The organism is Pseudarthrobacter sp. WHRI 8279, assembly GCF_040224115.2.
In the GTDB taxonomy this organism is placed as follows: domain Bacteria; phylum Actinomycetota; class Actinomycetes; order Actinomycetales; family Micrococcaceae; genus Arthrobacter.
The window spans coordinates 2960235-2973266 of record NZ_CP168162.1; the positions used below are offsets into that span (position 1 = coordinate 2960235).

The following is a 13032-nucleotide window of genomic DNA, read 5'->3' on the forward strand; positions in this document are numbered from 1 at the left end:
GTCGGGCAAACAAGCGGGTCTGGCGGGCGAAGCAGGTCAACGGGTCAGCGGCTCAGCCAGGAAATGGCCCGCCCCAGCAGTTCCCGGTGTTCGGGCGATTCATAGGAGGCGGCGTCGTGGCCCAGGGCGTCATAAAACGTGCGGCCGGCGGGGCGTCCGTCCGATGGCTGGCGGAGCAGGGACCACATCAGCGGGTGCTCAGTGCCTTCGTGGGTGTGGGTGGCATGGACGGTGATGCGGGGCGAGGTTCGGAGAAAGCTGTAGCGCTCATCGGGCAGCGTAAAGTCCTGCATCCCCTCAACAACGGGGCCGGACGCGGGCCGGATCCGGACGGTGGCCGGTCCGTAGTCGGGGTGCATGGAAGTTCCGCGTACCCAGCGTCCCCCGAGTCCGCCTTCCCATTCCGGGCAGTCCACAAAACTTGTGGCGCTGGAGTGGCTCACCAGCATGGGGCGCCCCGAGCCAAGCCACCGCACCAGCCCGGAGGAGGCGGCAGGAGTTCCGGGCGACTGCTGCCCGTCGCGGGGCAGCCCGACATTGACCACCAGCAGATCCGGCAGGTCAGCGTCCGCGGTCCCGGCGAGTTGCTCCAGCGCGCCGTCCACGTCAGCGGGAATTTCGACGGCGAACCCCGCCTCCCGCAGCAGGCCGGCCAGGGCGTCGGACGTCTCGGCGAACGGATGCCACGGGTCCGCATAACGGCCCACGCCGCTGAGCAGCAGGGCCTTCGGGGCCGCTGCAGTGTCCCCGCTGACTGGCGCGGCGGTCACTGCGGGACCTCCACCATGCCGGTTGCCGGGGCTTGGGGGGCGCCCACCGAGGACTCGCGCAGGATCAGTTCCGGGTTCAGTTCGATCCGGTGCACCGGACGCATCCGCCCTTCCGCCAGCCGTGCCGCCATAAGCTGCACCGCCACCTTGCCCACGTACTGCTTGGGTGGCCGCACCGCGGAGATGGCCGGCTCGGCGAGGTAGGCCACTTCGTCGTCGTACCCCACGATGGCGATATCCCCGGGCACCTTGAGCCCCTTGTCCACGCAGTGCTGCACGAACGCCACTGCCTGGGTATCGGAGTGGACCAGCATCGCGGTGGTCCCGGCGTTCCGGCACAGCTCCAGGACGTGGTCAAAATGCGTGGCGCGCTCTCCGTTCTCCTGTTTCGCTGAATCCTCGTACACGGAGCCTTCCAGGGGAATCTTCAGTGCCGCCAGAGCCTGCTGCCAGCCCCGCACCACGTGCGGGCTTGTGGGGCTGGAGGAATCGGTGAGGCAGCCGATCCTGCGGTGCCCCTCCTGCCACAGGTGCCGGACGGCCATCCCCGCGCCGAAGGCATGGTCCGTGGCCACCCACTCCAGCCGGTGGGCGGGAATCTCGATCGGCGAGCGCCGCTCCGCGAGCACCACGGGGATGGGGAGGGCGTTGAGCCAGCGCAGCAGTTCCTGGCCCTGGTCCCCGGTCATGTCCGGCGCCACGATCAGCCCGTCGATGTTCTGCGTGTCCAGCAGGGCCTGCACCTGGCGGCGGTTGTCCGCGGCATCGTAGGCGGATCCCCGCACCAGGATGCGCAGGTTCTGCTCTTCGGCTTCCGCCCGCGCTCCGCTGATGACCTGCGGCCAGTAGTAGTCCAGCGACGGCACCACCATGCCGATGGAGTAGCTGTGCTGCGCCAGCCGGCCCGCCGCCGCCGAACGGTCCAACTTGCTGGGCAGCGTGGCCCCGCCGTGCACCCGGGACACCAGCCCTTCATCCGCAAGGATGTTGACGTCCCGGCGGATGGTCAACTCGCTGACCCCCAGTTTCGCCGCAATGCCGCGGACAGTAATGGCTCCGTGGGCGCGGAGTTCCTCCATCAGCCGTTCCCGGCGCTGAAGGGAAAACAGGGATTTCCCTGCAGCGTCAGCGGGTTGTTCCGGGCTCATGGCGTTACCTCCGCGGTGAGGGTGAATGCGCCGGCGGCGCGGGACTCTTCCGTCAAAGGCAGGCGGAACCGCAGCCGGGTCAGCTTGCCGCCCCAGACACCGGCGAGGAGGGGGTCGTCCAGCGGCCAGTCGTCTACCAGCACGACGGCGGAGGCCGGCTCCCAGCGCAGGGCAAGTCCCCTGCTGCCTCCTGCGCCGGGGATCCCCTCTGGAACCACTGAGGCGTAGCCGTGCCCGGCGCTGACGGTGCCTGCCGCCAGGTAGGTGATGTCGACGTCGGACGTTCCGTTTCCTGCCGCCCCGTCAAGGTCCCAGCGGTCGGCCACGACGATCCTTGAGGCCCTGCGGTCCAGGGATGAGGAGCGGATCCACGCATCCGGCTGCAGCCCGTACGCCGCGCCGAGGGCCAGCGCCAGGGAGGGCTCGTCGGCCGTGGGTTCCGCAAGCACTCCGGCCGCGTACTCCGCGCCGGTGCCTTGCTCCAGTCCGAAGGGGGCGGGGACGCTGTGCCAGGCGCTCTGCATGGCGCGGATACCGTAGCGGTCCGGTCCGAACGTCTTGGCGGTATAGGTGGGCTGGCCGGCATCAACCAGCAGGGGAACTCCGTCCACGGCGACAACTACGGAACCGACATCCCGGTGGTTGTGGTGTTCGCCGTTGTGCCCGCCTTTGGCTGCCAGGAGCAGGCCCCGGGACGTTCCGGCTGTCTCGCGGGCAACCATGATCTGGACGGACGGAAGGTAGGTGAAGGGAACCAGGGGCGGGCCGGTCCGGTCCGCTGTGCCCGCGCTGTGCACCTTTTCCGGTGTCTCCACCTCCGTTTTCTCCGGGCTGCCCAGTAGCGAATGAAGCACACGTCCGAGCCCTGCTGAAGGCTCAAGTTGGGAGGCCATCATGGCCGCTGCGTGACGGGCGGCATCCTGGTCGCCAAGGCGTTCCGCCCAGCCATGGAGCATGTCCCAGGGCAGGGCGGCCGCTGCCTGCGCTGGACCGTCGGCCACGTTCAGGAACCAGTTGGCGCCGATGTGCATCCGGTGCGGAAAAGCCACCACTTCGCGGACCACGGGCAGGCCGGCGTCGAGCCTTCCCCCGGTGGCCTGCTCCAGCAGGGCCAGGCCCTCGAGCGCACGTCCGGCACCGTTCCACCAGTAGGCAAAGCCCTCGTCTATGGCACCGTCGGCAGGAAGGGAGGCGAGGAAACGGTCCAGGCCCTCGATGCACCGGGAAATTGTGCGCGCCTGGGTGTCGGGATCGTCCACCAGGAAGAGCGCCGTGGCTATGAGATTGGAGTGGATCCAGGGATTCCAGTTGTGGACGTCCCCGTCCAACCCCAGCCAATGCCAGTCCATCCGGTCCAGGAAGGGCCGGACAACGCGCCGGGCGGCCTCCCCTCGGATCCGCGTGCGCAGGCCCGGCGCCCTTTCGTCCAGCTGTCCGCCCAGGACGTGGTCAATCCACGCCAGTTGTGCTGCCACTTCACCGGCACCCAGGTCCAGGAAGGGACGGTCTGGGTCCGGCACCACTTCCCTGCTGCGGGCAAACACGTCGTCGTGGGCAGCCCAGCTCCAGGAGCTCTGCTCACAGAGGAGGTAGGCGCCGTCGATCACTTCATCCAGCCAGGGCGCCGGCCCGGCATCCGTCCCGGAAGCTGCTCCAGCGTGTCCTGACACCAGGGCCATCACCACGGCGCGGGTCAGCCGTTGCTGGCGGGCGGCCACCAGCCCCTCGTAGGCGGTGCGGTTTCCGTCGCGGAAGTACCGCGCATAGTGGGAGACCAGCGGCTGCGGCCACGGGTTTCCCCGCTCGTCGCAGGCCTGCTTCCGCAGCGGCTCAAGGACAGCGCTGTCCGCGGCGAGCCACCGGGGGCCACCTTCACGGGGCAACTGAAGCCGTGCCCGTGCGCCGTACAGCAGGCTCACGAGCCCGGAGGCGCCGGCGGCGGAACCCCATGCGGTTGCGAGGGGTTGCGCGGCCCTGGCCGTGGGATGGGCCGCAACTCGGAGGGGTGGTGTCATTCGCGAAAGCCTCAATGTTCGACTGTGAATGTTTCTGAATGAATACGATCAGCTTGGATGAACTGTCTTGTTTATGAGTATCTACTGATTGTTAGATGTGATGCAAGACATGGAATCAAGCCCGCCGCAGGGCACCGCCACAACCCGAAAGGAGGCCCCGTGTCCCGAAAACCCAAGGCCCTGCTCGTCATGAACCGCGGCACTTTTGCGGACCAGTTCGATACCTCGCGGCTGGAGCGCCTCGCACACCTGGTGGATCTCGGCGCCCAGCCGTGGACCGCTTCACTCGACGTCAAGGAACACCCCGGACTGGCACCGCGCCTTGCGGAGGTGGAAATCCTCCTCACCAGCTGGGGCGTCCCCCGGCTGGATGCCGCCGCGCTGGCACACATGCCGAGGCTCCGCGCCGTCTTCCACTGCGCCGGGACTGTCCGCAGCTTCGTCAGCCAGGAACTGTGGGACCGCGGCATCCTGGTGACCAACGGCGCCGACGCGAACGCCATACCGGTAGCCGAGTTCACCTTTGCCTCCATCGTCCTGGCCGGCAAAAAGGCCCAGGTGCTGTCCAACGATGCCCGGATCCACAGGGAGGACTGGAGCTACAGCTCCTTGCGCGGCGAGCTGGGCAACATCGGTCGGACCATCGGGGTCATCGGCTTTTCCCGCATTGGACGCAGGGTGGTCCAGCTGGTCCAGCAGCTCCAGGACGTCACCTGCCTGGTGAGCGATCCCCATGCCGATCCTTCAGCCGTGGCCGCAGCAGGGGGGCGACTGGTGTCCCTGCCGGAGCTCCTCGCGGCGTCGGACATCGTCACCGTACACGCCCCGGCACTTCCGGAAACCCGGCATATGCTGGGCGCAGCCGAACTGGCGGCGATGAAGGACCACGCCACCCTGATCAACACTGCCCGCGGTTCACTGGTGGACACCAGCGCGCTGGAAGCCGAATGCGCCACCGGCCGCATCCACGCGCTCCTTGACGTCACGGAACCCGAACCGCTGCCGGCAACCTCCGTCCTCTATGACCTTCCGAACGTGGTGATCACTCCGCACATCGCCGGTTCCCTGGGAACTGAAACCCGCAGGATGTCCGACGCCGCCCTGAACGACCTGGAACGGTACCTGACCGGACAGAAACTGCTGGCGCAAGTGGTCTCTGACGACCTTTCCCTCAGCGCCTGAGCAGTCCGGTATCCGGGCAACCGCAACCGCAAACCTCGCCGCAGCCGCGGCAAACCCGAATCCCTAGTAAGGAGAACGCAATGAAGCGCACAACCCTCGCCGCCATCGCCCTGGCAGTGACAGCAGGACTTGGCCTGACCGGCTGCGCCGGCGCCGCCGGTCCCGCGGAACCCCAAAGCCAGGACGGCAAAACCCGCCTGACGGTATCCGTGTGGAACTACGAAGGCACACCGGAATTCAAGGCCCTGTTTGACGGCTACGAGGCCGCAAACCCGGATGTGGACATCGAGCCGGTGGACATCCTCGCGGACGACTACCCGCAGAAGGTGACCACCATGCTGGCCGGCGGCGACACCACCGACGTCCTGACCATGAAGAACGTCATCGACTACGCCCGCTACGCCAACAATGGCCAGCTCCAGGAAATCAACGGTGTGGTGGACGCCGTAGGCAAGGACGACCTTGCCGGGCTGGACGCATTCGACATTGACGGCAAGTACTACGCGGCGCCGTACCGGCAGGACTTCTGGCTGCTCTACTACAACAAGGAGCTGCTCAAGGCCGCCGGCGTCGAAGAGCCCAAGGACCTGACCTGGGATGAGTACACCGCGCTGGCCCAGAAGCTCACCAATGAAGAGGGCGGCAAGAAGGTCTACGGCACCTACCACCACATCTGGCGCTCGGTTGTGCAGGCCATAGCGGCGGCACAGAACAACGGTGACCAGATCAGCGGCGAGTACAGCTTCTTCGAAGACCAGTACAACACCGCACTGGAGCTGCAGAAGAGCGGTGCCACCCTGGACTTCGGAACGGCCAAGAGCCAGAAGACGAGCTACAGGACCATGTTCGAAACCGGCCAGGCCGCCATGATGCCCATGGGAACGTGGTACATCGCCGGTGTCCTGCAGGCCAAGAAGGACGGCAAGACCAGCGTGGACTGGGGCCTGGCCCCGCTGCCGCAGAAGGACTCCAACGGCAAGGTATCGACGTTCGGCTCGCCCACGGCTTTCGCCGTCAACAAGAACGCCGCGCACTCCGAGGAAGCCAGGAAGTTCATCGAATGGGCTGCCGGCGAAGAAGGCGCCAAGGCCATCTCCAAGATCGGCGTGGTCCCGGCCCTGCAGAACGATGCCGTGACGGACACCTACTTCCAGCTCGAGGGCCTGCCCACCGATGAGCTGTCCAAGAAGGCGTTCTCCCCCGACGAAACCGCGCTGGAAATGCCGGTCAGCGACAAGTCTGCCGCCACGGACAAGATCCTCAACCAGGAGCACGACCTGATCATGGTGGGCGAGCGCTCCGTGGCCGACGGCATCACCGAGATGGGCAAGCGCGTCAAGAGCGAAGTCCTCGGTCAGTAACAGGCAGCCATGACTACTGAAACAGTTCCTTCGGTTGCCCCGGCTCCAGCACCTGTCCACAGCCGGGGCAACCGGAAGCAGGCGCGGCGCAACACCCTGATCGGCTGGACGTTCATCCTTCCGAACTTCCTGGGCTTCCTGGCTTTCACCCTGATCCCCGTAACCGCAGCTTTCGCCCTCTCCTTCATGGAGTGGACCTCGTTCACGGCCCCCCGCTGGGTTGGACTGGAGAACTTCCAGCGCATGTTCCAGAGCGACACCTTCTGGGTGGCGCTGCGCAACACCGTGGTCTACGCCCTGGGGCACGTCCCCCTCACCATGGCCCTGGCCCTTCTCCTGGCCATGCTGCTGAACCGCAAACTGAAAGGGATCGGCTTCTTCCGGGTGGCCATCTTCTTCCCGTACATCACGTCGCTGGTGGCTGTGGCCGTGGTCTGGAACATGCTCTTCAGCCCGGACACGGGCCCCATCAACCAGTTCCTGAACTCGATCGGGATCGCGGAACCCCCCGGCTGGACGTCCAGCTCCGACTGGGCCATGCCCGCCGTCATCATCACCAGCGTCTGGCGGGACATGGGGTACTACATGGTCCTCTACCTGGCAGGCCTGCAGGCCATCCCCAGCGAGCTGTACGAGGCCGCGGAGGTGGACGGTGCCAGCGCATGGCAGCGTTTCTGGAACGTCACCATCCCGTCCCTGCGGCCCACCACCTTCTTTGTGGTGGTGATGCTGACGGTCTCCAGCTTCAAGGTATTCGACCTGATCGTGGTCATGACCAACGGCGGGCCGGGACGCTCCACCACGGTGCTGTCCCAGCTCATCTACCAGGAGGGCATTGGCGAAGGGAAGTTCGGATACTCGTCCGCCATTTCGCTGGTGCTGTTCGTCATCGTCCTGACGGTCACCGTCCTGCAGTTCAAGATCCAACAGCGGAGGGAACGCTGATGACCAACATGGCCGAAGACCTCAAGGCCGAGGCGCCCTTCGCCGGGGCGGGCCTGGCACCCGCGGCGGAAGACCGCCGTCGTACGCAGCGCGACTCCCCGCGGGAACGGAAGAAGCGCACCACCGACGCCGTCATCTACGGCGCACTGGTGGTGCTGGTGGTGGCGCTGATGGTGCCGTTCATCTGGATGGTGTCCTCCTCGCTGAAGGAGAACAACCAGGTCCTCACCGTTCCGATCCAGTGGATCCCTACGGAGTTCGTCTGGAGCAACTACACGGACATCTGGACCCGGATCCCCATGATGGGGTACCTGCAGAACTCGCTGTACCTCGCGGTGATCATCACGTGCCTGCAGGTCCTCACCGGTTCACTGGCTGCCTACGGCTTCTCCAAGGTGCGCTTCCCGGGACGGGACGTGCTGTTCCTGGCGTACATCGGCACCATCGCCGTTCCGTGGCAGGCCTACATGGTGCCGCAGTACATCATGATGCAGAACCTGGGCCTGACCAACAGCTTCAACGCCCTGATCCTGCTGCAGGCCTTCGGCGCGTTCGGCGTGTTCCTGATGCGGCAGTACTACATGACCATTCCGGATGAACTCTGCGAGGCCGCCCGGATCGACGGCCTGAGCGAGTATGGCATCTGGGCGCGGGTCATCCTGCCGCTGTCCAAACCGGCGCTGGCCAGCCTGGCGCTGCTGACGTTCGTGAACACCTGGAACGACTACATGGGCCCGTTCATCTACCTGACGTCCAACCGGCTTTGGACCGTCCAGCTGGGCCTGCGCTCCTTCGTGGGCCAGTTCGACGCCGAGTACGCCATGATCATGACCGGCTCCGTCATCTCGGTGATCCCCATCCTGGCCATCTTCCTGGTAGGCCAGCGCTACTTCATCCAGGGCATCGCCACGAGCGGCATGAAAGGATGACCACCGCGCAGCACCCAACCCCCTCCCGGCGGCGTGGCCTGGCCGGACGCCTTCCCAGCCCCGGGTTTGAGACCTTCGGCGGCATCTTCGGCTTCGTCTACACCTTCCTGGCCGGGAACGTCTTGCTGGCCCTGGCCAACGCGCCGCTGGTGCTGTGCCTGGCCCTGGTGGCGGACCCCATCGCCGCCTGGCCGTTCTTCCTTGGGCTTTCGGTGACTGTTCCGCCGTCCCTCGCAGGCCTGTTTGCCTCCTTCCAGGCTTTGAACGACGACGGCGCCGCGGTTAAGCCGGTTGCATCCTTCCTCAGGGGCTACTTCGGCGGTTTCCGGCGGACCGCCCCGCTGGGGCTGGCCGCCGTGGCGGTGCTGCTGTTCCTCGGCGTGGACCTGGCTATCACCCGTTCCATGCCGGCAGCGGCCGTGCTGGTACCTATCATCGGGGTGGCCGCCGCCGTCACCGTGGCCGTCACCGTAACGGCGAGCGCCGGCGTGGTGCTCTTTCCCGAAGCGGGACTCAGGGTCCTGCTCAAGGCAGCCCTCTACCTGTGCGTGCAGCGCTGGTACCTGAGCCTTTCCGCGCTTGTCCTGCTGGGCATCATCGCCTCCGCCGGGCTGCTGCAACCGGTGCTTGGTGTGGCCCTGGCACCGGCCCCTCTGCTGTTCGTGGTGTGGAGCAACTCGGCCTACGCCTTCCACGCAGCGCTCCGTACTCCCTAGCTGCGGATTTCCCCATAGCCGGGGCGGGTTCCAGCGGGTAAAACTGAGAGATGACTACCCCAGAGCTGGTGCTAGGCCCCATGATGCGGTACGTGGACCAGACCTCGGCGAGCATCTGGGTGGAGACCCGGGACACCGCCCGCGTGACTGTCAGCGCCGGAGCCGGGGAGTGGGAAGCGCGGACCTTCGCCGTCCACGGCCACCACTACGCCCTGGTGGAAGTGGACGGCCTGGAGCCTGGAACGGTGACGCCCTACACAGTGGCAGTCAACGGAATCCCGGTGTGGCCCGAGCCCGGTACGCGGTTCCTGCCGCCGGTGATCGCTACCCTCAAACCCGGCAAGCCGCTGCGCCTGGCCTTCGGTTCCTGCCGCACCAGCGTCCCCCACGACGAGTCCGGAAACCGCAGCCACGGCGTGGACGCCTTGCGGGCCTACGCCCTGGAAATGGGTTCCGGGGGCAAGGAGCCCTGGCCGGACCTGGTGGCGTTCCTGGGGGACCAGGTGTACGCCGATTCCACCAGCGACCAGATGCAGGAATTCATCAGAGCCCGGCGGGACATCACGGCGCCTCCGGGCGAGGAGCTCAAGGACTTCGAGGAGTACGCGCACCTCTACTATCTGGCCTGGTCCGACCCCGCCAACCGCTGGCTGCTGTCCACGCTGCCCAGTGCCATGATCTTCGACGACCATGACATCCGTGACGACTGGAATGCGTCGCGGAGCTGGCGGGAGGCGATGTCAAAAACCACGTGGTGGCAGGGGCGGATCGTGGCGGGGCTCGCGTCCTATTGGGTGTACCAGCATCTGGGGAACCTGTCCCCGAAGGAGCGCGCCTCGGATGTGATCTGGCAACAGATTGCCGCCCACCCCGGGGAGGGAGAGCCGGACATCACCGCGGAGCTGGACCGTTTCGCCGCGAGGGCCGACCAGGATCCGGAAGCCTACCGGTGGAGCTTTTGCCGCGATTTTGGCGACACCCGGCTGCTCGTGGTTGATTCCCGTGCCGCCCGGAACCTGGATCCGGACCACCGCGCCCTGCTCGATGAGGCCGAGATGGACTGGCTGGATGCCCGGATGCACGGCGGTTTCCGACATCTGCTGGTGGCAACATCCCTGCCGTTCCTCCTGCCCATGGGCCTCCATCACCTGGAGGCCTGGGACGAGGCAGTCTCCGAGGGCGCCTGGGGCAGATTCCCGGCGCGGATCGGCGAAAAACTCCGCCAGGCCGCGGATCTGGAGCATTGGGGCGCTTTCCAGCAGAGCTTCCGGCGTGTCGCTGCGATGGCCAAGGAAGTGGCCGACGGCGGGCGCGGACCTGCCCCGGACAGCGTGACCTTCCTGTCCGGGGACGTGCATTTCTCCTACGTCTCCGAGGTGGAGCGGACTGCGGGCAGCCGCATCATCCAGGCGGTCTGCTCACCTATCCGCAATCCGCTGCCGCGGCTGATGCGGTCCTTCGGCGCCGTGATGTCCTACGGCCTGGCCGCCCCGGTGGGAGCCCTGGCCGCACGGTCGGCGAAGGTCCCGGACCCGCCGTTCCGCTGGTCCGGGATCAAGGGCCCATGGTTCGACAACAACCTTGCCTGCCTTGAAGTGGTGCCGGAAGGCCTGAAGCTGTGGTGGCAGCGGGGCGTCGTGGAGGAAGGCAACAACCTCAATCCGCGCCTGGAACGCGTGGCCGAAATTACCGTCGCGTCCCGCAGGGCGGGGCGTGCTGCCGTTACACCCTCTTAGATCAGGCCCTGGGCCAGCATGGCATCGGCAACCTTCACGAACCCGCCGATGTTGGCGCCGAGCACGTAGTTGCCCGGATCGCCGTACTCATCGGCAGTGGAGGCGCAGCGGTCGTGGATGCCCACCATGATCTCGGTGAGCCGTTCCTCCGTGTGCTCGAAGGACCACGAATCACGGCTGGCGTTCTGCTGCATTTCCAGCGCCGAGGTGGCCACCCCGCCGGCATTTGCCGCCTTGCCGGGTCCAAAGAGCACGCCGGCGTCCTGGAACACTGCTACGGCGTCGCGGGTGGACGGCATGTTGGCGCCTTCACCGACCGCAAGGAGCCCGTTGCGCACCAGCCGGGCGGCAGCATCGCCGTCGAGCTCGTTCTGCGTGGCGCAGGGCAGCGCCACTGTGGCGTCCACGTCCCAGACGGAGCCGCCTTCCACGTAGGAGACGCCGGCGCGGCGTTCGGCGTAGTCCTTAAGGCGTCCGCGTTCCACTTCCTTGACCTCACGGAGAAGCGCGACGTCAATGCCCGCCTCATCAACCACGTAGCCTGAGGAATCGGAACAGGCCACCGCGGTGGCACCCAGGGACTGGGCCTTGGCGATCGCGTTGATGGCCACGTTGCCGGAGCCGGAGACCACCACGCGCTGGCCGTCGAAGGACGCCCCGCGGGTCTTCAGCATCTCCTGCGTGAAGATGACCGTTCCAAAACCCGTGGCTTCCGGCCGGACCAGGGATCCGCCCCAGGAAATGCCCTTTCCGGTGAGGACGCCGGATTCGTAGCGGTTGGTGATGCGCTTGTACTGGCCAAACAGGTATCCGATTTCGCGGCCGCCCACGCCGATGTCACCGGCCGGAACGTCCGTGTATTCGCCAATGTGCCGGTACAGCTCGGTCATGAAGGACTGGCAGAACCGCATGACCTCGGCGTCGCTGCGGCCGCGGGGGTCGAAGTCCGAGCCGCCCTTGCCGCCGCCGATCGGCATGCCGGTGAGGGCGTTCTTGAAGATCTGTTCAAAACCGAGGAACTTGACGATGCCCAGGTATACCGAGGGGTGGAAGCGCAGCCCGCCCTTGTATGGACCCAGTGCCGAGTTGAATTCCACACGGAAACCACGGTTGATCTGCACCCGGCCGGAGTCGTCGGTCCAGGGGACACGGAAAATGATCTGGCGCTCGGGCTCGCAAAGCCGCTCAAGGATGGCCGCCTCAAGGAATTCGGGGTGCCTGTCATGGACGGGCCCCAGGCTTTCGAAGACCTCAATTACTGCCTGATGGAACTCCGTTTCGCCGGGGTTCCTGGCCAGGACGGTGTCCCTGATGGCCTCCAGCCGTGAATCCATGAACTTTTCCTTACCGTGGGCGTACTGCGGACTGCCAGGAAGGGCGGCATTATCCCCGAACAGTTTACGTTTCAACCTAACCGATTATGACCGGGCACCGTTAAGTCGCACGAAAGCAATGCCCTAATGTCCGTATTGTGACAGAAATATTCCGCTTAGTGATAATTGCCAGGACGATGCCGACAGGATCCCGCTGATGCCGCACGTCTGCCTCCTCCTCTCCGGCGCCGCCCTCCTGGTCAACGGGCTCGCTGCCCTAGGGCACCTACCCCGCCGCGACGCAGCAGTTTTGGGCATGCTGGTGGGAACCCTGCAACTGGTGCTCGGCGTCGTCGTACTGTCCCTCGACGGTGCCGCCGGCTCAGCGCCGGCGGCCGCCGGGATCCTCCTGTTTGGGCTGACCTACGCCTACGTGGGCCTGGATACCCTGCTGGACCTTGGATCGAAGGGGCTGGGCTGGTTCTGCGGGATGGTTGCCTTTGTTGCCGTGCTCCTTGCTTTCTTCTGGTTCCCTGCCGATCCCCTCTTGGCCGTGCTGTGGCTGGCGTGGGCGGTGCTCTGGGGCCTGATGTTCGCCTCCCTGGCGCTGGGCCGGAGCCGGTTGGACCCCTTCATCGGCTGGGCGCTGGTCCTGGCCAGCCAGGTGACGGCCACGGTACCGGCCTTCCTGGGGATCGCCGGGCTCTGGCCGTACAGTGCCCAGGTTGCCGCGGCCGCCGCCGGCCTGCTGGGCCTTCTTTTCCTTGCCGCAGGCGTATTGGCCCGGCGCCGGCCGCCAGGGGAATGGCCCGCACCGGAGAATCCCGGAACCCTTGCTGCCCTGCCCCGGAGGGCACGGCGCTGAGAGGCACGGGACTGGGAAGCACCGCACTGGGAAGCGCGGCACTGGGCGGCAC

11 protein-coding genes are annotated in these 13032 nt (G+C 66.4%); 7 read left to right on the forward strand and 4 right to left on the reverse strand.

Annotated features, from left to right (window positions below; all coding sequences use genetic code 11):
• Positions 1 to 44: 44 nt before the first annotated feature.
• Genes ABRP28_RS13665 through ABRP28_RS13675 form a run of 3 tightly spaced genes read right to left on the reverse strand, consistent with a single transcriptional unit; the run spans position 45 to position 3933 of the window.
• Positions 45 to 770 (reverse strand): ThuA domain-containing protein, encoded by a 726-nt coding sequence (locus ABRP28_RS13665; RefSeq protein WP_350004030.1) that lies wholly within the window; start codon positions 768 to 770, stop codon positions 45 to 47.
• Positions 767 to 1918: a substrate-binding domain-containing protein gene (locus tag ABRP28_RS13670; protein WP_350004031.1), complete on the reverse strand. Its 1152-nt coding sequence runs from the start codon at positions 1916 to 1918 to the stop codon at positions 767 to 769. The genes ABRP28_RS13665 and ABRP28_RS13670 overlap by 4 nt, the downstream gene beginning before the upstream one ends.
• Positions 1915 to 3933, reverse strand: coding sequence for a heparinase II/III family protein (locus tag ABRP28_RS13675; RefSeq protein WP_350004032.1), 2019 nt, complete (start codon positions 3931 to 3933; stop codon positions 1915 to 1917). Before ABRP28_RS13675 ends, ABRP28_RS13670 begins: the two co-directional genes overlap by 4 nt.
• Positions 3934 to 4092: 159 nt before the next feature.
• Between ABRP28_RS13675 and ABRP28_RS13680 the strand changes: the two genes are divergently transcribed.
• The 6 genes from ABRP28_RS13680 to ABRP28_RS13705 all read left to right on the forward strand — a co-directional run bounded on the left by ABRP28_RS13680 (position 4093) and on the right by ABRP28_RS13705 (position 10802).
• Positions 4093 to 5115 carry a hydroxyacid dehydrogenase gene (locus tag ABRP28_RS13680; protein WP_350004033.1) on the forward strand — a complete coding sequence of 341 codons (1023 nt, stop codon included), beginning with the start codon at positions 4093 to 4095 and terminating at the stop codon, positions 5113 to 5115.
• 80 nt (positions 5116 to 5195) lie between these two features.
• Positions 5196 to 6476 (forward strand): sugar ABC transporter substrate-binding protein, encoded by a 1281-nt coding sequence (locus tag ABRP28_RS13685; protein WP_350004034.1) that lies wholly within the window; start codon positions 5196 to 5198, stop codon positions 6474 to 6476.
• Positions 6477 to 6485: 9 nt separating this feature from the next.
• Positions 6486 to 7421 carry a sugar ABC transporter permease gene (locus ABRP28_RS13690; protein ID WP_350004035.1) on the forward strand — a complete coding sequence of 312 codons (936 nt, stop codon included), beginning with the start codon at positions 6486 to 6488 and terminating at the stop codon, positions 7419 to 7421.
• Positions 7421 to 8350: a carbohydrate ABC transporter permease gene (locus ABRP28_RS13695; protein WP_350004036.1), complete on the forward strand. Its 930-nt coding sequence runs from the start codon at positions 7421 to 7423 to the stop codon at positions 8348 to 8350. Before ABRP28_RS13690 ends, ABRP28_RS13695 begins: the two co-directional genes overlap by 1 nt.
• Positions 8347 to 9066 carry a hypothetical protein gene (locus tag ABRP28_RS13700; protein ID WP_350004037.1) on the forward strand — a complete coding sequence of 240 codons (720 nt, stop codon included), beginning with the start codon at positions 8347 to 8349 and terminating at the stop codon, positions 9064 to 9066. Before ABRP28_RS13695 ends, ABRP28_RS13700 begins: the two co-directional genes overlap by 4 nt.
• A 50-nt stretch (positions 9067 to 9116) precedes the next feature.
• A complete protein-coding gene (locus tag ABRP28_RS13705) occupies positions 9117 to 10802 on the forward strand; it encodes an alkaline phosphatase D family protein (protein WP_350004038.1) in 1686 nt (561 codons plus the stop codon).
• Here ABRP28_RS13705 and gdhA read toward each other — a convergent pair.
• Complete coding sequence (gene gdhA / locus ABRP28_RS13710) at positions 10799 to 12136, reverse strand: NADP-specific glutamate dehydrogenase (protein WP_350004039.1); 1338 nt, start codon at positions 12134 to 12136, stop codon at positions 10799 to 10801. The two genes, ABRP28_RS13705 and gdhA, sit on opposite strands and share 4 nt — an antisense overlap.
• A 196-nt stretch (positions 12137 to 12332) precedes the next feature.
• Between gdhA and ABRP28_RS13715 the strand changes: the two genes are divergently transcribed.
• Positions 12333 to 12980, forward strand: a complete 648-nt coding sequence (locus tag ABRP28_RS13715) for an AmiS/UreI family transporter (protein WP_350004040.1) — start codon at positions 12333 to 12335, stop codon at positions 12978 to 12980.
• Positions 12981 to 13032 lie beyond the last annotated feature (52 nt).

Excerpts from the sequence above, each read along its gene's own strand:
- ABRP28_RS13670 (WP_350004031.1), bottom strand. The coding sequence starts at position 1,918 with ATGAGCCCGGAACAACCCGCTGACGCTGCAGGGAAATCCCTGTTTTCC.
- ABRP28_RS13675 (WP_350004032.1), bottom strand. The coding sequence starts at position 3,933 with ATGACACCACCCCTCCGAGTTGCGGCCCATCCCACGGCCAGGGCCGCG.
- ABRP28_RS13685 (WP_350004034.1), top strand. The coding sequence starts at position 5,196 with ATGAAGCGCACAACCCTCGCCGCCATCGCCCTGGCAGTGACAGCAGGA.
- ABRP28_RS13690 (WP_350004035.1), top strand. The coding sequence starts at position 6,486 with ATGACTACTGAAACAGTTCCTTCGGTTGCCCCGGCTCCAGCACCTGTC.
- ABRP28_RS13695 (WP_350004036.1), top strand. The coding sequence starts at position 7,421 with ATGACCAACATGGCCGAAGACCTCAAGGCCGAGGCGCCCTTCGCCGGG.
- ABRP28_RS13700 (WP_350004037.1), top strand. The coding sequence starts at position 8,347 with ATGACCACCGCGCAGCACCCAACCCCCTCCCGGCGGCGTGGCCTGGCC.
- ABRP28_RS13705 (WP_350004038.1), top strand. The coding sequence starts at position 9,117 with ATGACTACCCCAGAGCTGGTGCTAGGCCCCATGATGCGGTACGTGGAC.
- gdhA (WP_350004039.1), bottom strand. The coding sequence starts at position 12,136 with ATGGATTCACGGCTGGAGGCCATCAGGGACACCGTCCTGGCCAGGAAC.
- ABRP28_RS13715 (WP_350004040.1), top strand. The coding sequence starts at position 12,333 with ATGCCGCACGTCTGCCTCCTCCTCTCCGGCGCCGCCCTCCTGGTCAAC.